Source organism: Micromonospora salmantinae (genome assembly GCF_022230905.1).
Classification (GTDB): Bacteria; Actinomycetota; Actinomycetes; order Mycobacteriales; family Micromonosporaceae; genus Micromonospora; species Micromonospora salmantinae.
The window spans coordinates 15173-33888 of record NZ_JAKKFG010000012.1; the positions used below are offsets into that span (position 1 = coordinate 15173).

18 protein-coding genes and 1 pseudogene are annotated in these 18716 nt (G+C 72.9%); 9 read left to right on the forward strand and 10 right to left on the reverse strand.

Annotation, left to right across the window (positions count from 1 at the left end; translation table 11 throughout):
- Positions 1 to 143: 143 nt before the first annotated feature.
- The 3 genes from nagA to PSH03_RS10585 are packed head-to-tail and all read right to left on the reverse strand — an operon-like array spanning position 144 to position 3126.
- Positions 144 to 1253, reverse strand: a complete 1110-nt coding sequence (gene nagA, locus PSH03_RS10575) for an N-acetylglucosamine-6-phosphate deacetylase (protein ID WP_210780883.1) — start codon at positions 1251 to 1253, stop codon at positions 144 to 146.
- Positions 1250 to 2200, reverse strand: coding sequence for an ROK family protein (locus tag PSH03_RS10580; protein ID WP_308194372.1), 951 nt, complete (start codon positions 2198 to 2200; stop codon positions 1250 to 1252). Before PSH03_RS10580 ends, nagA begins: the two co-directional genes overlap by 4 nt.
- Positions 2197 to 3126 carry an SIS domain-containing protein gene (locus tag PSH03_RS10585; RefSeq protein WP_210780885.1) on the reverse strand — a complete coding sequence of 310 codons (930 nt, stop codon included), beginning with the start codon at positions 3124 to 3126 and terminating at the stop codon, positions 2197 to 2199. Before PSH03_RS10585 ends, PSH03_RS10580 begins: the two co-directional genes overlap by 4 nt.
- 200 nt (positions 3127 to 3326) lie before the next feature.
- Here PSH03_RS10585 and PSH03_RS10590 point away from each other — a divergent pair, with 200 nt between their 5' ends.
- The 9 genes from PSH03_RS10590 (at position 3327) to PSH03_RS10630 (ending at position 10137) form a co-directional block, all read left to right on the forward strand.
- Entirely contained in the window at positions 3327 to 4112 is a 786-nt protein-coding gene (locus PSH03_RS10590; protein ID WP_210780886.1) for a DeoR/GlpR family DNA-binding transcription regulator, read from the forward strand.
- Between the two features lie 121 nt (positions 4113 to 4233).
- A complete protein-coding gene (locus PSH03_RS10595) occupies positions 4234 to 5244 on the forward strand; it encodes an ABC transporter ATP-binding protein (RefSeq protein ID WP_091403013.1) in 1011 nt (336 codons plus the stop codon).
- A complete protein-coding gene (locus PSH03_RS10600) occupies positions 5241 to 6257 on the forward strand; it encodes an ABC transporter permease subunit (protein WP_210780887.1) in 1017 nt (338 codons plus the stop codon). The genes PSH03_RS10595 and PSH03_RS10600 overlap by 4 nt, the downstream gene beginning before the upstream one ends.
- A 110-nt stretch (positions 6258 to 6367) precedes the next feature.
- Entirely contained in the window at positions 6368 to 6775 is a 408-nt protein-coding gene (locus PSH03_RS10605) for a DUF3263 domain-containing protein (protein ID WP_238689009.1), read from the forward strand.
- Between the two features lie 194 nt (positions 6776 to 6969).
- Complete coding sequence (locus tag PSH03_RS10610) at positions 6970 to 7608, forward strand: hypothetical protein (RefSeq protein WP_210780889.1); 639 nt, start codon at positions 6970 to 6972, stop codon at positions 7606 to 7608.
- Positions 7605 to 8000: a phage holin family protein gene (locus tag PSH03_RS10615; protein WP_210780890.1), complete on the forward strand. Its 396-nt coding sequence runs from the start codon at positions 7605 to 7607 to the stop codon at positions 7998 to 8000. The genes PSH03_RS10610 and PSH03_RS10615 overlap by 4 nt, the downstream gene beginning before the upstream one ends.
- Before the next feature lie 22 nt (positions 8001 to 8022).
- The gene (locus tag PSH03_RS10620; RefSeq protein WP_210780891.1) at positions 8023 to 8622 is read left to right on the forward strand and encodes a DUF3618 domain-containing protein; all 600 of its coding nucleotides are present in this window, start codon (positions 8023 to 8025) and stop codon (positions 8620 to 8622) included.
- Positions 8591 to 9478 carry a hypothetical protein gene (locus PSH03_RS10625; RefSeq protein ID WP_238689010.1) on the forward strand — a complete coding sequence of 296 codons (888 nt, stop codon included), beginning with the start codon at positions 8591 to 8593 and terminating at the stop codon, positions 9476 to 9478. Before PSH03_RS10620 ends, PSH03_RS10625 begins: the two co-directional genes overlap by 32 nt.
- A 149-nt stretch (positions 9479 to 9627) precedes the next feature.
- Positions 9628 to 10137 carry a GNAT family N-acetyltransferase gene (locus tag PSH03_RS10630; RefSeq protein WP_238689012.1) on the forward strand — a complete coding sequence of 170 codons (510 nt, stop codon included), beginning with the start codon at positions 9628 to 9630 and terminating at the stop codon, positions 10135 to 10137.
- Between the two features lie 5 nt (positions 10138 to 10142).
- Here the strand turns inward: PSH03_RS10630 and PSH03_RS10635 are convergent, their stop codons facing one another.
- From PSH03_RS10635 to PSH03_RS10665, 7 genes and pseudogenes are all read right to left on the reverse strand, one after another.
- Positions 10143 to 12356 (reverse strand): AAA family ATPase, encoded by a 2214-nt coding sequence (locus tag PSH03_RS10635; RefSeq protein ID WP_210780894.1) that lies wholly within the window; start codon positions 12354 to 12356, stop codon positions 10143 to 10145.
- A 36-nt stretch (positions 12357 to 12392) separates the two neighbouring features.
- Positions 12393 to 12893, reverse strand: a complete 501-nt coding sequence (locus PSH03_RS10640; protein WP_210780895.1) for a hypothetical protein — start codon at positions 12891 to 12893, stop codon at positions 12393 to 12395.
- 38 nt (positions 12894 to 12931) lie between these two features.
- Positions 12932 to 13691: pseudogene (locus PSH03_RS10645) on the reverse strand (GTP-binding protein).
- A complete protein-coding gene (locus tag PSH03_RS10650) occupies positions 13669 to 14157 on the reverse strand; it encodes a DUF742 domain-containing protein (RefSeq protein WP_238689014.1) in 489 nt (162 codons plus the stop codon). Before PSH03_RS10650 ends, PSH03_RS10645 begins: the two are co-directional and overlap by 23 nt.
- Complete coding sequence (locus tag PSH03_RS10655; RefSeq protein WP_091402960.1) at positions 14154 to 14627, reverse strand: roadblock/LC7 domain-containing protein; 474 nt, start codon at positions 14625 to 14627, stop codon at positions 14154 to 14156. Before PSH03_RS10655 ends, PSH03_RS10650 begins: the two co-directional genes overlap by 4 nt.
- Complete coding sequence (locus PSH03_RS10660; RefSeq protein WP_238689015.1) at positions 14624 to 17242, reverse strand: nitrate- and nitrite sensing domain-containing protein; 2619 nt, start codon at positions 17240 to 17242, stop codon at positions 14624 to 14626. Before PSH03_RS10660 ends, PSH03_RS10655 begins: the two co-directional genes overlap by 4 nt.
- Complete coding sequence (locus tag PSH03_RS10665) at positions 17229 to 18407, reverse strand: hypothetical protein (protein WP_210780899.1); 1179 nt, start codon at positions 18405 to 18407, stop codon at positions 17229 to 17231. The genes PSH03_RS10660 and PSH03_RS10665 overlap by 14 nt, the downstream gene beginning before the upstream one ends.
- Positions 18408 to 18716: the final 309 nt, after the last annotated feature.

Sequence of the window (18716 nt, forward strand, 5' to 3'; positions counted from 1 at the left end):
CGTCCCGGATAGGGGGCGGCGGTCGCACCACGCGGCGACAACGAGCGTCCGCCTACCTGCCCCCGATTTGGGGCTGGGCGACAGGCGCGGCGGTTCACGGCGGATCACATCTTGGAGGCCGACCTGCGCGAAGGGCCCGGCGATCACTCCACCCAGGAGCCTGCGCGCAGCACCCGCACCACGTTGAGGTCGTCGTCGAGCACCACCAGGTCGGCGCGGAGGCCCACCTGGAGAGACCCGACCCGATCACCCAGGCCGATGGCCCGCGCCGGGGTGGTGGCCACCATCCGTGCGGCGTCGGCGATCGGGATTCCGGCGTTCACGGCGTGCCGCAGCGCTGCGTCCATGGTCAGCGTGCTGCCGGCGATCGCGCCGTCGCGGGCGAGTCGAGCCACCCCGTCGGCGACGGTGACGGCCTGGCCGCCCAACTCGTACTCGCCGTCGGGCATGCCGGCGGCGGCCATCGCGTCGGTGATGAGCGCGGCGCGGTCCGGGCCGGCGGTCGCGGTGGCGAAGGTCAGCATGCCGTCGTGCAGGTGAATCCCGTCGGCGACCAGCTCGCAGATCACCGTGGGCGCGTCGAGCAGGGCCACCACCGGCCCCGGCTCACGGTGGTGCACCGGGCGCATGCCGTTGAACAGGTGGGTGCCGACGCTGGCGCCGGCGGCGACCGCGGCGCGGGTCTGCTCGTACGTGGCGTCGGTGTGGCCCACCGCCGCCACCACCCGCTGCGCGGTGAGCAGCTTGATCGCCTCCAGCGCGCCGTCGCGCTCCGGGGCGAGGGTGACCATCCGGATCGCGCCCCGGCCCAGCTCGATCAGCTCGGTCAGCTCGTCGGTCGACGGGTCGCGCAGGTACTGCGGGTTCTGCGCGCCGCAGCGGGCGGCCGACAGGTACGGCCCCTCGAAGTGGATCCCCGCCAACACGCCCTCGTCGACCAACGGGGCGAACGCCTCGGTGGCCGTACGCATCAGCGGAAAGGGCGCGCTGACCAGGCTGGCCAGCAGTGTGGTGGTGCCGTGGGCGAGGTGGAAGTCGGCGGCCGCGCGGGCCTCGTCGGCGTCACCGGTGGTGAAGGTGTGCCCGCCACCGCCGTGCGTGTGCATGTCGACGAAGCCGGGCACGATCCAGTGCCCGTCGCGCACCGACGGATACTCGGCCACTGCTGTGATCCGATCACCGTCCCACTCGACGCAGCCCTGTCGGACGACTCCGGTCGGGGTCACCACTCGGCCGTTCACCCGTACGGTCATCGCTTCTCCTGATGGTCACGGACACCCACGGCGTCCAGGGCGAGCAGGGCGGCACCGAGGCAACCGGCCTCGTCGCCGAGGGCTGCCGCTACCAGCTGCGGCTCCCGATGGAAGGTCATCCGTTCGTGCAGCGCTGCCCGCAGCGGGGTCAGCAGCAGGTCCCCGGCCTGGGCCAGGCCGCCGCCGAGCACTACCGTCGCCACGTCGAACAGCGCCTGTCCGCTGGCGAGGCCATCGGCGAGCGCCTCGACCGCCTCCTGCCAGACCTGGCCGGCGAGCTGTTCGCCGGCCGCGGCCCGTTCGGCCACCTCGGCCGCGGTCACCGGGGCGTCCGCGGTGTCGCCGGCGAGTTCGGCGTAGCGGCGACCGATCGCGGCGGCCGACGCGACCGCCTCCAGGCAGCCGGGGCGGCCGCAGCCGCAGCGCGGACCGGCGGGCCGGACCAGGATGTGGCCGATCTCCCCGGCGGCGCCGTGGGCGCCCACGGCGGCCGTGCCGTCCACGACGTGCGCGGCGGCGATGCCGGTGCCGATCGCCACGAACAGCACGTGCCCGGTGCCCCGTCCGGCGCCGAGCCGGGCCTCGGCGAGACCACCGACACGCACGTCGTGGCCGAGCGCCGCCGGCAGGCCGAGCCGCCGCACCGTCAGGTCCCGCAGGGGTACGTCCCGGAAGCCCACGTTCGCCGACCACACCGCGACGCCGCGTGCCTCGTCCACCACCCCGGGCACGGCGATGCCGACCGCGATCGGGGTGAGACCGTCGGCGCGGGCCTTGTCGGCCAGCCCGCCGGCCACCTCCAGGATGGTGCCGACCACGGCGGCCGGGCCCCGTGCGGCGTCGGTGGGGTGCCGTTCGGTGCGCACCACGACGCCGTCCGGTCGGACCAGGGCGCACTTCATGCCGGTGCCGCCGACGTCCAGCGCAACGACCACCCGGTCGCTCACGCCAACACCACCGACCGGGTCAGGTGGCGGGGCGCGTCCGGGTCGAGGCCCCGGCTGGTGGCCAGCGCGACAGCGAAGCGCTGCGCCAGGATCAGGTCGGCCATCGGATCGACCGGGGTACGGCCGGCGGACCAGCTGCCCAGCACCGTGCGCCAGCCGTGCGTGCGGCTGTGCACGAAGGCCGCGCCGGTGGCCGCCACGTCCTCGGGCAGCCCGTCGGGCAGCTCACCGAACGCCCAGACCAACCGGCCCGGCGCGGCGACCGAGATGGGCCCGTGCCGGTAGTCCATAGCCGGGTACGCCTCGGCCCAGAAGGTGGCCGCCTCGCGGCACTTCAGCGCCGCCTCCTGGGCCAGCCCGATCGTCCACCCCCGACCGAGGAAGGTGACCTGCTCGATGGTGGCCGGGTCGATCGGCAGTGGGGATCGCACCGCCACCTCGGCGTCGGCGGCGAGCGCTGTCACCGGGTCGCCGAGCTGGGCCCGGAGCAGGGCCAGCGCGGTGGTCGCGAAGCGGGTCTGCACCACCGACCGCTCGTCGGCGAAGGGCAGGGCCACGGTGGCGGCGGCCAGCTCGACCGCCGGGGACGCGGGGTCACCGACGATGACTGTGGTGGGTGTCTGTCCGCGCAGCGCGGCGAGCAGCTCCAGCACCTCGGTGGTGGTGCCGGAACGGGTGATCGCGATCAGCCGGTCGTAGCGGCGGCCGGCGGGGAACTCGGACGCCTGGAACGCGTCGGTCTCACCCTGGCCGGCCTGCTCGCGGCGGGCCGCGTACGCCATCGCCATGAACCACGACGTGCCGCAACCGACGACGGCGACCCGCTCCCCGGGGCGCGGCAGGTCACCGCGTACGACCTCGGCCAGCCTGGCCGCCTCCCGCCAGCAGTCGGGTTGGCTCGCGATCTCCGCGTCCACGTGTGCCATGGGAAACTCCTCGCAGGGCCGATCGATGCGCAATACGGCTCGTTAGACCCGCATTTCGCGCGTTATTCTGCGCGAACGCGGGTGACCATGGCAACCGGTCGGCCGATCGCGCAGGTCGGTCTTTTGCGCAAGCCTAGTTTCGCGCACTAGTGTGCACGCAATCAATCACCGTCCGTGCAGTTGCTGGGAGGGCCCCCGTGGTGGACCGGTACGCCAGATGGAACGCCCTGCTCGAAATGCTGACCGACAACGGCCGGGTCAGCGTCGAGGCGGCAGCCGAGCGGCTGGGCGTCTCCCAGGCCACCATCCGGCGTGACTTCGACCAGCTCGCACAGCAGCAAATGATCACGAGGACCCGCGGCGGCGCGGTCGCCAATGGCGTGTCGTACGACCTGCCTCTGCGCTACAAGACGGCCAAGCACTCGGCCGAGAAGCAGCGGATCGGGGCGGCCGCCGCCGCGCTCGTCACGCCGGGCACCGTGGTCGGTCTGAACGGCGGCACCACCAGTACCGAGGTGGCGAGGGCGCTCGCCGTGCGACCGGATCTGAACACCAGCGCCGAGGGTGCCCAGCTCACAGTGGTGACAAACGCGCTGAACATCGCCAACGAGCTGCTGGTCCGATCCCGGATGAAGGTAGTGGTGGCCGGCGGCGTGGTGCGCCCGAAGTCGTTCGAGCTGGTCGGCCCGCTGGGCGGGGCGCTGCTGCGCGAGGTCACCCTGGACGTCGCCCTGCTCGGCGTGGACGCGATCGACCCGCAGCTCGGCGCCGCCGCCCACCACGAGGGGGAGGCGGCGATGAACAACCTGATGGTGGCCCGCGCCAAGCGCGTGGTGATCATCGCGGACTCGTCCAAGCTGGGCGGTCACGCCTTCGCCCGGATCTGCCCGGTCGAGCGGGTGGAGACGCTGGTGACCGACTCCGGTGCCGCGCCGGAGGTGGTGGACGCGTTCCGCGCTGCCGGCGTACAGGTCATCTGCGCCTGAGAGGTCACGCTCCGTCGATGAACTAGCCTGTTCGGCGCGTCGATGCATACCGCGTATTGCGCGCATCTGCATACCGCGTATGGTGTCGGCTGTCACGCCCACCCATCGGGGGAGGTGCAGCTTGCCAGCTGTCCTGGAGATCGAAGGTCTACGTAAGACGTACAAGAGTCGTCGACGCGGCACCCGCAACGCGCTCGACGGCTTCGACATGCGGGTCGACGCGGGGCAGGTGCACGGCTTCCTGGGTCCCAACGGGTCCGGCAAGACCACCACGCTGCGTACGCTGCTCGGCCTGATCCGACCCGACGGTGGCCGGATGGCGCTGCTCGGGCACGAGGTCCCCGACGCGCTGCCCACTGTCGCCGGCCAGGTCGGCGCGATCGTGGAGAGCCCGCAGTTCTTCCCGCACTTCACGGCCCGGGACACGCTGTCCCTGCTCGCGGGGGCGGGCGAGGTGCCGGCCGTCCGGGTCGACGAGGTGCTGGAACTCGTCGGGCTACGCGACCGGTCCGGCGAGCGGGTCAAGACGTACTCGTTGGGCATGAAGCAGCGGCTCGCCGTGGCCTCGGCCCTGCTGAAGAACCCGAAGCTGCTCATCCTCGACGAGCCGGCCAACGGCCTCGACCCGGGCGGCATCCGGGAGATGCGCACGCTGATGCGCACCCTGGCCGAGTCCGGAATGACAGTGGTGCTGTCCAGCCACATCCTCGGTGAGATCCAGCTGATCTGCGACTCGGTCACCATCATCTCGCTGGGCCGGCGGGTCGCGTTCGGGCCGGTCGACGAGGTGCTCGCGCAGCACTCGTCCGGTGCGGTCCGGATCCGGCTGGAGGCGGTCAGCGACCTGCCGGTGGCCACCGAGGCGCTCACCCAGGCCGGGATCCGGGTCACCGGTCACCCGGACCACCTGATGCTGGCCGGCGTCGACAAGCCGGCGTCGGTGACCCGGCTGCTCGCCGAGAAGAACCTCTACGTCAGTGAGTTGGCGCCGATCGCCGTCGACCTGGAGAGCGTCTTCCTCGAACTGACCGCCACCGCGCCGGTACCCGGTCAGCACCGGCAGGTCGACGAGTCCATGAAGGTCGGTGGGACGGGTCAGCCCGGTCCCGCCGGGGGAGGGTGGGGCGCGTGAGCCTCTTTCGTACCGAGCTGCGCCGGCTCAGCAAGCGGCGTTTCACCCGCTACATGACACTGCTCGGCCTGCTGGTGCTGGCCGCGGTGGTGGTCGGGGTGTTCTTCACCAACCAGAAGATCGACGCCGGTCAGCTCGCCCGGGCCGAGCGTCAGGCCGACCAGCAGTACCAGGAGCAGGTGCGCTGGAGCGAGCAGGAGCGCGTTGCGTGTGAGCAGGCCAAGACGGCCGGCACGGCGACCGACGGCCGCTACCCGGACGACTGCTCGGTGATCACTCCGCCGCCCCGGGAGGAGATCAAGGCCGAGTGGTTCCTGCCGTCGACGTTCGACTTCAAGGAGACGTTCGACGAGACGCTGATCCCGTTCGCGGCGATCCTCGCCCTGGTTGGGTTCGTCATCGGCGCGTCCTTCGTCGGTGCCGAGTGGAGCACCGGCGGCATGATGAACCTGTTGCTCTGGCGGCCGAAGCGGCTCACCGTGCTGCTCACCAAGCTGGCCGCGCTGCTCACCGGCATCCTGGCGGTGACGCTTCCCGCCGCGGTGCTGTGGTTTGCCGGGTTCTGGGCGGTCGCCAACTTCCGGGGCAGCACCGAGAAGATGACCTCGGGGGTCTGGCAGTCGTTCATGCTGACCGGTGTACGCGGTGTGGTGCTGGTGTTGGTGCTCACCACCATCGGCTTCGCCCTCGCCTCGCTCGGTCGGCACACCGCGATGGCCCTCGGTGGCGTGGTGGCGGTGATGGTGGTCGGCCAGTTCGGCCTCGGCATCCTGCTGTCCATGGCGAGCGTGCGGTTCGCCGAGGCCTGGCTGCTGCCCACGTACGCGCTGGCCTGGATGACGAAGACGGTCACGTTGCAGGACTGGAACTCCTGCAACGCGACCTACTACGGGGAGTGCAAGCCGGCCACGATGGACATCACCTGGCAGCAGTCCTCCGTCCTGCTCTCGGTCGGCGTGGTGGTGATCCTCGGGGCGGCGCTCTGGGCGATGCGTCGCCGCGACATCTCCTGACCTGACCGAAGTGACGCGGCGCGGCCGGCCCGGCCGTCGGGGTTCCCGGCGGTACGGACCGGCCGCGCCGCTTGCTGCGTCCCTGGTCGCCGCTGACTAGGCTGAAAGACATGTCCGCCGACACCACCCCGGCCGCCCCCGAGCCGTCCATCGACGCTCGTCCGGGTGAGGCCGTGGGTGCTGCCGGGCCGACCGTCCCGAATCCCCGACCGGCGCCTCCCATCGAGACCGCCGACGCGCCACCTGCCGACGAGGCGGCGCAGCCCACTGATCCCGCTGATCCGGCGGCGGGGCTGACCGAGCGGGAGCGGGTCATCCTCGCCTTCGAGCAGCAGTGGTGGCGGCACGCCGGCGCCAAGGAGCAGGCCGTCCGGGACACCTTCGGGATCTCGTCGACCCGGTACTACCAGCTGCTCAACGGCCTGCTGGACAATCCGGCAGCCCTCGCCGCCGACCCCGTTCTGATCAGCCGACTCCGCCGCTTGCGCTCGTCGCGCGCCCGTAACCGCCGCCGCTGAGCGCGCGCTCCGCGCGATCTTGCACTTACTGTCGCCGATTCACGTCTTTTGTGGGTCTTTGCCGGGACACAAAGTGCAAGATCGCCGCGTCGGCCGCCGGCCAGCCTGCTTAGCCGCATGCCGGCTGAGCAGGCGGGTAGGCGGGAGGCGCGCCGAGGTCGCTTGCGACCTCGGGCCCAGGAAGGGAGCGGGGTATGACGGCAACGAACCAGAGCGGCAGAGGTCAGCAGGCCCGCCAGGAAGCCTCGCGCGTCGGCCAGCAGGCCGCGCAGGCCGGGGGCCAGGTCGCCCACACCGCAGCTGAGCAGGGCGGGCAGGTGGCCGCAGAGGCGCGGCGACAGGCCCAGCAGTTGACCGGTGAGGCGACTGGGCAGCTCCGGGATCAGGCGCAGACGCAGCAGCGGCGGGCCGCTGCGGGCCTGCGCGACATGGGTCAGAACCTCAGTTCGATGGCCGAACGGGACGGCGATTCCGGGCTGGCCGGTCAAGTGGTGCGCAAGGCGGCCGACGCCGCCCAGCAGGCCGCCGGTTGGCTCGACGAGCGCGAACCCGGCGAGGTGCTCGACGAGGTCCGCACGTACGCGCGGCAGCACCCGGCGACGTTCCTCGCGGGCGCGGCGGTGGCCGGGCTGCTGGTCGGGCGGCTCACCCGTGGTCTGACCGCGCCGGCCTCGGGCAACGGTCAGGGTGCAAGCGCGTCCGGTGCTCCCTCACCCCAGCAGGGCGCACCGGCGGACGTCGGTCAGCAGCCGTACGTGGGGACGGCACGGGCGCAGAACGTCTCGCCCGCCGGTGACCAAGCGCGGGACCTGCCCGGCGGGGTGGCACCGTGAGCGCCCCCGAGAAGGAGCGGACCCAGGCATCGGTCGGCGAGCTGATCGGCGATGTGACCCGGGACATGTCGACTTTGGTGCGCAAGGAGGTCGAGCTGGCCAAGGCTGAGTTGCGCGAGGAGGTCAGCCAGGCGGGTAAGTCCGGCGGCATGTTCGGCGCTGCCGCGCTGGCCGGGTTCCTGGCGGTGCTCTTCGTGTCGTACGCCCTCTGGTGGGGGTTGTCCAACACGATGGACCAGGGGTGGGCGGCGTTGATCGTCGCGGTCCTCTGGGCAGCCGTGGCCGGTGGTCTCTTCATCAACGCCCGGACCCAGCTGAAGCGGGCACGCACGGTTCTGCCCCGGACGAAGCAGACTGCCCGGGAGCTGCCGGACGCCCTGCGGGGCCGGTGAACGAGTCGGGAGGGAACAGGTCATGTCCAGTGATCCGGATCGGATCCGGCGGGAGATCGAGACCACCCGCAACGAGTTGAGCAGTGACGTCGACGCGCTGACCGACAAGGTCAACCCGCGTCGGATCGCCGGTGACCGCGTCGGGCAGGCCCGCGGGGCGTTCACCCGAGCGAAGGAGAAGATGATGGGCAGCTCGAACCACCTGGGGCAGGAGGCTGGCCAACGGATGTCGCACGCGGCCGGTTCGGTACGCGACGAAACTCGTTCGCTCGGGCAGCACTCCCGCGAGCAGGCTCAGGGCAACCCGATGGCCGCCGGACTGGTCGCCTTCGGAGTCGGCCTGTTGGCCGCCTCTCTGATCCCGCCGAGCGCACGTGAACGGCAACTCGCCGGACGCGCGCGGAGCATGGTGAGTGAGCACTCTGGTGAGCTGCGCGAGCAGGCGAGCCAGGTTGGCCACCAGATGCAGGACAACCTGCGGGAGCCTGCGCAGCAGGCGGCGCAGTCGGTCCGGTCCAACGCCCAGCAGGGCGTGTCCGCGGTACGCGACCAGGGCCGTTCGGCTGCCGGTCAGGTGCAGGGAGAGACGCATGCGGCCGTCGACGAACTTCGACAGCGCTGACCCGACCGGTGTGCCGGGGCCGGTGCCGGTGATGCGGGTGCGCTCCGCGTCCGCGCCGGCCCCGGGCCGGCCGGTCAACGAGGACCTGGTCTTTCGGTTCGGCCCGTTGGTCGGTGTCCTGGACGGCGCGACGGTGCCGGACGGCTTCGACACCGGCTGCGTGCACGGGCCCGAGTGGTACGTCCGGCACCTGGCGGCCCGGATCGGCGTCGCCGAGGCGGTACGCCCGGCCGCCCGGCTGACCAGCAACCTGGCCGCGGCCATCCTCGCGGTACGCGCCGACCACGGCGGGCAGTGCGACCTCGACCATCCGGGCACCCCGTCCAGCACTGTCTGCCTACTGCGGGACTGCGGCGACCAGGTGGACTATCTGGTGCTCTGCGACAGCCCGCTGGTCCTCGACGTCGGTGGGCAGGTCAGCGTGGTCACCGACAACCGGCTGGACGCGGCGATGGCGGAGCTGCGGGAGACGGTGGCCGTCGTGCCGGGCGGCGCGGCGGACCCGGTCACCCGGTTCCGGCACGCCGTGAGCGTCCAGCGGGAGCGGATGAACCGCACCCACGGCTACTGGGTGGCGGCCTCCGACCCGGACGCGGCCTTCCACGCGGTCACCGGGACCGCGCCCCGGCGCGGTCCGGGGGCGTTACGGCGGGCGGCGCTGCTCAGTGACGGCGCGTCCAGCGCGGTGGAGCAGTTCGCGCTGACCGACTGGGCCGGTCTGCTCGATCTACTGAGCGTCGACGGTCCGGGCGCGTTGATCGACCGGGTGCGGGACGCCGAGCGCGACCACCCCGACCGATTGCGCCGACACAAGTCCACCGACGACGCCTCGGTGGTGTTCTGCGAGTTCGGGTAGGCGTTTTGGTCCCCTGACACCCGGTCGGGTGACAACAGAGCGTGATGTGGAACATCCGGGCCGCCCGACCGGCCGGTACCGCTGTCCGGACCGCCAGTGGATGGCCAATGGGGTGGACTTCGGCCGATGAGGGCGGCAGACTGCGGCACGTGGCGGGTGCGGTCCGGTTGGAGCCGGTGGACGAACGGAACCTGGAGCCGTTGCTCTCCGTAGCGGCTGCGGAGGCGGAGCCGGGTGACGTGATGCCCCCGGTCGAGGCACCCGCCGGCTGGTCGCTCGCCCGTCGCGAGGCGTTCCGCGAATTCCACCGGGCAAGCTTCGGCGGGCTGGACGGCCCGACCGGTTCGCAGATGTACGCCATCCTCGTCGGCGGCGAGGTGATGGGCATGGTCCGGATGACGCGCTGTGACGAGCCGCGCACTGTGGAGACCGGGATGTGGCTCGGCCGGTCGGCGCGCGGGCAGGGAATCGGCGCGGCGGCCCTGCGGGAGCTGCTGAACGCCGCCGCTCGGGCGGGCATGCGGGCCGTGGTGGCCGAGACGACCCCGGACAACATCGGCGCGGTCGCGGTCCTGCGGAAGTGCGGCGCGAAACTGCGCGAGGACGACGGCAAGGTACGCGCCGACATCTGCCTCGATTCGACGCCGCCCGCGTTCTAAAGGGCTCACTCCCGGTTGGCGGCGTACGCGGCCAGGCCGGCGACCTGGGCCGGGTCCAGCGACGGTCGTACCCGGGCCCGTGCGGTCGACACGTGCTCGGCGGTGACAGTGGCGGCGGCGAGTGACTCCCGCATCGCGGCCAGCGCCGCCTCGCGGATCAGCGCCGCGCAGTCCGCGGCGGAGAAGCCGGTCAGCTCGTCACCGAGAGCCGGCAGGTCGACGTCAGGTGCCAGCGGCACCTGCCGGGACGCCGCCCGCAGGATCTCCGCGCGGGCGGGCCCGTCCGGCGGCGGCACGTAGACCAGCCGCTCCAACCGGCCCGGCCGCAGCAGCGCCGGGTCGACCAGGTCCGGCCGGTTCGTCGCACCGACCACCACCACGTTGCGCAGCGTCTCCACCCCGTCCAACTCGGTGAGCAGGGCGGCGACCACCCGGTCCGTGGTGCCCCCGTCGGTGGCCTGGCCGCGTACCGGCGCCAGCGCGTCCACCTCGTCCAGGAAGATCAGCGTGGGGGCCGCCTCCCGGGCCCGACGGAACAGCTCGCGGACCGCGCGTTCGCTCTCACCGACCCACTTGGAGAGCAGTTCAGCCCCCTTGACCGACAGCACGTTGGCCCGCCCCGACCCGGCCAGCGCGGTGACCAGGTAGGTCTTGCCGCAGCCCGGCGGCCCGTAGAGCAGCACGCCGCGCGGCGGCTGCACGCCGAGCCGGGCGAAGGTGTCCGGGTAGGTCAGCGGCCACAGCACCGACTCGGTCAGCGTCTGCTTGACCTCGTCCAGGCCACCCACGTCGTCCAGGGTCACCGAGGCCAGATCCAGCGTGGACGCCGCCATCGTGGTGGGCCGGACCACCTCCCGGGCGGCGGTGAAGTCGGCCATCGACACCGTCGGCGTCTCGGCGGACTTCTGCCGCAGCGCCGCGCGTACCCCGGCCTCCCGGACCAGTGCGGCCAGGTCCGCAGCGACGAACCCGGGGGTACGCGCGGCCACCTCGTCCAGCCGGACGTCGTCGGCCAGCGGCACCTGCCGGGTCAGCACTGTGAGCTGTTCGCGGCGCAGCGCCTGATCCGGGAGCGGGACGCTGATCCGCAGCGACAGCAGGTCGGGCGCGCGCAGTGCGGGGTCGACCGCCTCCGGTCGGCCGGTGGTGCAGACCACTGCGACGCCGGCGCGGATGCTCTCCGCGAGCACCTGACGGAACACCGTCGCCACCGGACCGGGATCGTCAGCGGGTGCGAGCGCCTCGACGTCGGTGACCAGCAGTACCGCCGGCCCTTCGGCCCGTGCCGCCGATGCCGCGACGCGCAACCGCTCGGCGGCGGCCTGACCGGCCAACGCGGCCACCTCCGGCGCCCAGAGCGGGTGAACGCGGGCGCCGACCCGGGCGGCCACGGCCCGGACCAGCGCAGACTTCCCGGAGCCCGCCGGGCCGACGAGCAACACCCCCAACGAGATGGTGGTGCCCAGTCGACCCAGCACCTCCCGGTGGTGGAAGCCGAGGTCCAGCAGCTCGGTCAGTTCCTCGGCCTGGGCCCGCAACCCGGGCAGCTCGTCCACGTCGGGCGCGTCCTCCGCCGCAACGGCGTCGGCGCTCGTACCCCGCCGGGTCGACGCGGCGCCGACCGGGGCGGGCCCACCGTGGGTCGTCGCACCGTGCGCCCAGGCGACCGACGTGCCCATGGTGACCAGTGCGCCGGCCGCCGGCTCGACAGTGACCACGCTGAGCAGCGTGCTGGTCCAGGCGAAACCGACGGTGTTGGCGAGGCTGTGTCGCGCCGCCTCGACCAGGCTGCGGACCGAGGCGTCCGGCAGCACGTCCTGCGGCAGCAGCGACACGTCGTCCCCGGCGGTGAGCACCTTGCCCAGCAGGGCGAGCCGGAGCATCTCCGGGCTGACCGCCGCGACGACCCCCACCGGCCCGGCCAGGACGACCCGGCTCGCGGGGACCAACGGCACCGGGCTCACCCGCACCTGACCGCCGTCGCGCAGACCCAGGTTGCCCAACGTCAGGTCGTCGGCGTACAGCAGGGCGCTGCTCGCGCCCGGCCCGGCCGCCGCAGCGATCCCGGCCGTCTCCCGGCGGCCGACAAGGCGGACCGGGTCACCGGGGCGCAGCCCCAGCGCTGTCAGCGCCTCCGGGTGCAGGCGCACGATGCCCCGTCGGGCGTCCAGCGCCGCCGGCCGTAGGCTCGCCGTCAAGGTCAGGTCGGGTTGCGCCACTGCCCGACCGTAGCCGCCGGTAGCCAGCCCCGCCGGTCAGCGCCGCGGATCCAGTTCGTCCAACAGCGTCGGGTCGCTTCGGATCAGCTCGGCCAACCGGGCCGCCGGGTCCGGCGTCAACCCGTCCGGACCGGGTGCCCAGGCGGGCACCGTCCGGCCGGAGAGCGGCCAGGCCGGCGGGGGTTCCACAGGCGTCGGCGGCGGAACCGGCCCGACCGTGACGGCAGGGCCGTCCCAGGAGACCCGCATCGGGTACGTCCGCCCGGCGTGCTCCACCTGCACTGTCACCGCCAGCCCGGGGTAGGCCCCGACGACCTGGCGGACCGCCTCGGCCACCTCCTCGACCGGCCCCCATCCGGCCACCTCGCTCGCAGTCTCCACCCCCGCGTGCCGGCCCGACCGGGCGTTGCGGGTGTCACCGCCGAGGCCGGGCGGGCTCGACGGCGCGGTGGTGTCGTCACGGTCGGCGGCCCGACGGCGCGACGCCTCCACACGTCGGGCCAGCCGGGCCAGCGTCTCGTCCAGGTCGCCCCTCACCAGATCACCTCTTCCCGCCACGGCCGGAGCTGGTCGGCTCAGGCCCTCCTGTCCCGGGTAGCGCGGTCCAGCGCGCGGTCCAGGACGACCAGTAGTGCGTCCCGCACCGAGAGCCGGTCGCGGGCATCGAACTGCACCAGGGGTACATGATCACCGATGGCCAGCGCCCAACGGATCTCGCCGAGTTCCAGGGCCAGTCGCCCGTCGAAGGCGTTGACCCCGACGACGAACGGCAGCCCGGCCCGCTCGAAGAAGTCGATGGCCGGGAAACAGTCGTCCAGCCGCGGCGCTGTCCACCACCACCAGCGCGCCGAGCGCTCCCCGGGCCAGGTCGTCCCACATGAAGCCGAACCGGGTCTGCCCCGGCGTGCCGAACAGGTAGAGCTTCAGGCTGCGGTCGATCGTCACGCAGCCGAAATCCATCGCCACGGTGGTGGTGGTCTTTGTGGACCGGGCACCCGGGTCGTCCACGCCGATCCCGGCGGTGGTCATCTCGGCCTCGGTGGTCAGCGGCGCGATCTCGGAGATCGCACCCACTGTGGTGGTCTTGCCCACCCCGAACCCACCGGCCACCAGGATCTTGACCGGGATCGGCGGGGCGGCCGGCTTACCGGCCGGAGGCGACGCCGACCCCGCGGCGGCCGGGGGCCGGTACGGAGGCGGCGCGGTCGGCGGTGGGCCGGCCCGCCCGACTATCGGCCCGGTGCCCGGGGACATGCCGTAACGGGCGGCGGCGCTGTTCGCGGCGACCCCGCCGAGCGGGGCGACCGGCCATTCAGGAGATCGCACGGAGTCCATCAATCACTCGCAGGATGAGATCGGGGTCGACAGCGTCGTCGGTGTCGGTCACGTGCACGTCCAGGTGCCCGGCGGCGCGTAGATCGCCGACCAGGACCCGCGTCACGCCGAAGTGCAGTCGGGCGCGGGCCGAGATCTCGGCCACCGAGATCGGCTCGACGCAGAGCGCGATGATGGTCTGAAGTTCCGGTGCCAGCAGCGCGCCGAGTGGGCCGGCCCACCAGCCGCTGTCCATGCGGGCGGTCACTTGGGTCTCCAGCCCGATCGCCGGGTCGGCACCCGCGACCCGCCCGGAGGTGAGCACGAACGGACGGGGACCGGTGGGTTGGTCCCCGTCCGGCTCCGGCTCGGGCAGCGCCGGTGTCGCCGCCGCGCCCGCCCCGGTCGGGGGTGACGTGCGCAGGTACGGGCGGATCCGAACCCTCGGGTCCGGGTCCGGATCCTCGCCGGCGACGTCGGGGGTCACTGCTGAACGGCGTTCTTCAACTCGACGATCAGTCGCGGGGTCAGGGCGCCACCGGCCCGCCCGGCGAAGAGCGTCATCTCGTACGCGACGGTGCCCAGGTTCGCCGAACGGTCGGCGACCACACCGAGCACGGAACCGCTGCTGATCGCGCTGATCAGCAGGTAGCCGTCGGCCATGTCCACGATCACCCGGTTCAGGCCGCCGAGGGCGTACCAACTGGCGGCCCCACCGGCGAGGCTGGTCATCCCGGACACGACTGCGGCCAACCGCTCCGCGTTCGACCGATCCTTGATCGCCGACATGGCCATCAGCAGACCGTCCGAGGAGACCGCGATCGCCTCCAGGACCCCGGCGGTGCTGGAGGTGAAGGAGTCCAGCAGCCAGTTGAACGTACGGGCCTCCGGGCTGAGGTCCCCATTGGCGCTGGGCTGACTCTGGTCGACATTGTCGTGCAGGAAGGGGCTGGTCACCGTGATGATCCTTCTTCGTTCCGGTGGTCGGGGCTGACTTCGCGGAGAGCGCGGGCGACGCCCGCCTCGAACTCGCTGATGAGGTCGCGGACCTCGGCCGGGTCACCGAGGTGGGTGCTGGGCGGTTGGCAGACCGGGATGGCGGTGAGGTTCGCTCCCGGCACCCGTCGACTCAACCGGGGCCGCTCCGGTGGGGCATCGGTCGAGCCACCACCACGCGGCACCGTGGGGCCGGCGCCTCCCGGGGTGCTGGGCAGGTCGACGGTCGTGCCCAAGTCCACCACGGCCGCCCCGGCACCGGCCGTCGGGTCGGCGGCCGTCCGCGCCGAAGCGCCTTCGAGGCCCGGCGCCACATGCAGCTCGGCCCGGCGTACACCAGCTTGGAATGCCTCGACCAGCGCGCGGGCGGCGGCGGGGTCCGCTCCGGTGGCGTCCACCGGCCGGGTCGTCGGGGCGGTGGCGTGCAGCGTGGCCCCGGGCACCCGCTGCCGCACCCGTGGCCCGCCCGGCTTGCCAACCGGTTCCGGGCTCTGGGGTTCGGGAGCGGCCTGCTCCGGCTGGCCCCGCCCGAACGCGTTCCAGGACGGGCCGGCGTCCAGGCTGAGGGTGGCCCGGCTCAGCAGGTCCGAGTCGAAGCGGGCCGGCACGGCGACGGCCACCGCGCTGGGCCGCGCCTCGCGCTCGGGGTTGGGCGTCGCCGTCGTACGCCGGTCCCGATCCGGCACCGCGGCGCGGGCCACCGTGGCCCCGGCGCGGTCGGCGCGGCGCAGCACCAGCGACGTCGACGGGATCTCCAGCTGTGCGGTCACCCCTCCGCCGCCGGTGGCGGCCAGGGCGACCTGCCAGCCGTGCCGACGGGCCAACCGGCCCACCACGAAGAGACCGAGCACCTCGGTCGGGGCGAGGTCGAGCCGTTCCCGGCGGGTGAGCCGGGCGTTCTCCTCGGCCAGGCGTTGCTCGCTCATGCCGATGCCGTGGTCCACCACCGTGAGCCGTGCGCCGAGGCCCGACGTCTCGGCGGCCACCAGCACACGGGTGTGCGGCGGGGAGAAGGCGGTGGCGTTCTCCATCAGCTCGGCCAGCGCCAGGACGAGGTCACCGACCACCGCCGGCGCGGCCGAGACGCCCGCCGGCACCTGCACCTCCACCCGGGTGTAGTCCTCGATCTCGCCGAGCGCCAACCGGACCACGTCGGCCAGCGGCACCGGCGCGGTGTGCGCGTCGGCCCCGGCCGAGCCGGAGAGCACCACGAGGCTGCCGGCGTTGCGCCGCAACCGGCTGGAGATGTGGTCGAGTCGGTACAGGTGCTCCAGGCGGCCCGGGTCGGCCTCCTGCTGCTCCAGCCGGTCGATCAGCGCGATCTGCCGACCCACCAGGTTCTGGGTACGCCGTCCGACGTGGCCGAACATCTGCGCCACGTTGCGTCGGCCGGCGACCTGCCGCTCGACGAGTTGCGCCGCGGTGTTCTGCACCCGGTCGAAGGCCCGCGCCAGGTCGCCGATCTCGTCGTTGGCGCGGATGTCCACCGGCTCCAGCCGGACCGCTTGAGGTGTCTCCGCCTCGTCGTCGGTGACCCGGACCAGCTCCGCCTCGGCGACCCGGGCGACCCGGTCGGCCGAGCGGGTGAGTCGGGTCAGCGGTCGGGCCACCGTCCGCGCCACCGCCACGCTGAGCAGCACCACCAGCGTCAGGATCAACGCCGCCGCGGCGCCGACCAGGTACGCGGCGCTCAGCGCGCGCCGCTGCTCGGCCGTCACCTCGGCGAGCACGTCGGCGATCAGCTTCTTCTCGACGAACTGACCGAGCCGGATCATCGTGCGGACGGCCGGGAAGAGCGCCTCGATCGTCACATCGCTGACCGCGGCCGCCGGATCGCGGGCGCTCCTGACCAGGAAGTCGGGTTGGGTACGCGCGGCCACGGCGGCGTCGTTGAGCTGGGCCACCTTGAGCTGCTCGGGCGTGATCAGGCTGCGGAAGCGCGAGTTGTCGACCATGAGCGCGGCGATGCACCCCACGTACCCGGCGGTGGTGTCCGGGGTGCCGATCGCCTTGACCAACAGGCTCAGGGTGGCGCAGGTGGCCAGGCCCTCGTCGGCGCGGAGCAGCCCGTCGAGGGCGAGCACCTGACGGCCCGGCAACGTGTCGGTGTCCACCCCGACCACCAGCCGCAGCGACTCGATGATGCCCTTGTTGACCGGGCCGAACGCGTCCATCACCTGACCCGGTTTGGCGGCCCGGGCCAGGATGGCCGTGCGCAGCTCGACGAGGCTGGACACGCCGTCGAGGGCGCTGTCGACCTCGTCGGTCAGCGCGTCGCTCCGCGCCGCCCGCAGGTCGGCCACCCGGTCGTCCACGTCGGCGGACTTACGGACCAGCTCACCGCGTTCGACCCGGCCGAGCAGGAAGCCGACGGAGAGGATGCGTTCCTGCTGGAGGTCCTGGACCAGGCTACCGACCCGACTGGCGAGCCGGACCCGTTCGGCGGTGTCGCCGGCCCGCTGTGCCGCGGTGACCCGGTCGAGCATCACCGGCACGGCCAGGCCGACCATGCTGAGCAGCGGAATCACCACGAGCAGCGCGAGCTTGCCGCGGATCCGGAGCCTACCGAGCAGCATCGAACGCCCCCCACTGTGCGGTCTCCGGGTCACGGGCCGCGCCGACCGGTTGCAGCGCGCGCGGCTCGTCGGCCGGCGGTTGCCACGGGTCGCGCTGCGGCGGGGTGTCGGGACTCTCCGCGTGGGTCGCGGCCAGGGCGGCCCGCCGTTGTGCCCGGCGACCGGCGGCGACCAGCAACGCGGCGAGCCAGCCCAGCAGCAGGACGGCGACGACACCCGCCCCGGCGGTCAGCCAGCGGTCCCGGTCGAGCCGATCGATGCGCTCGGCCAGCAGGGAGTCCAGCTCGCCGAGGATGACCGGCTGGAGTTGGCGGGCGGAGCGGTGCGAGCTGAGCGCGGCGGCACTCAACTGGCCCGGGTCGACCACGCCGGTCTCCTTGTCCGGCAGGGAGTACCCGGCGAGCGCCTCCACCGAACGCTGGTAGGTGTCCAGCGGGGTCAGCACGTTGGCACCGAGGTCGGTGCTCTCCGAACCGTCCACGGCCGAGCGCAGGTTGTCGACGAGGTCCGCGGCGGGGGTCAGGGCGGACACCCGCAGGCCGGTCAGCTCGAGCAGGCCGCGCGGTTGCTCGGCGGCTGGCCGGCGGGAGACGAGCGTGGACAGGTCGGCCAGCCGACCGGCGCCGATCACCGCCTCGGGCAGCTCCTGGCCGGCGCTGTCCTGGAGGAAGAACGAGTCGGCCTCGGGGTCACGGACCAGCCCGGAACTCTCCCGGACCTTCCGGTGCAGGGCCAGCAGCAGGTCGGATACCTCGCCGTACGCGGTGTAGGCGGCCTCGGGGTCGGTGGCGGTGCGGCCGCGCAGCGCCTCCAGCTTGGCCCGTACGCCGGCCCAGCGTTCCTGGCTGAGCAGCTCCCCGCCGATGCGGGCGTCCACAGCGGCGGCCTTCTCGACCGCCCCGTTCAACGCCTCCCGGGCGACAGGGCGACCGTTCACCGCGTTGGACTGGGCCTCCACGAGGGCATCGGTGACCGCCGCCAGCGCGGTGAGGTACTGCACGCCGAGCCGTTCCCGGGCGGCGAGGTCCCGGTCGTCGGTCACCTGCCGCCAGTTCGACGTGACGAGCAGGCCCAACGGTGCCAGCAGTGCTGCGATGAGCAGCAGGGGCAGCAGCCGGCCCAGCGTGGACGGCCGTCGACGGGCCCGCGGCGCGGGGACTGTCATGTGTGTCTCCTCCGGCGTGGGGCGCTGATCGGCGCGGCGTCGGGCTGGCCGACAAGTCCCGTGCACCGGACCGGAAAACTAATCGAACCCCTGCCTGGTCAGACCTCACTCGGCGAGTCAGGTTCGCGTCACTTCGAGCCATGTCACCATTTGTCCGTGTTACCGGCACGCTCTGTGTCCGCTGTGGGTGTGACATGGAGGGATCGATGTGGATATCCGCGGAAGATCGGAATTCACGGGATCCGAACTCAACTCACTGTGCCGCGTCGGACGTTGCGCGCTCGCACCCCATCGCGCACCGATTGGGGC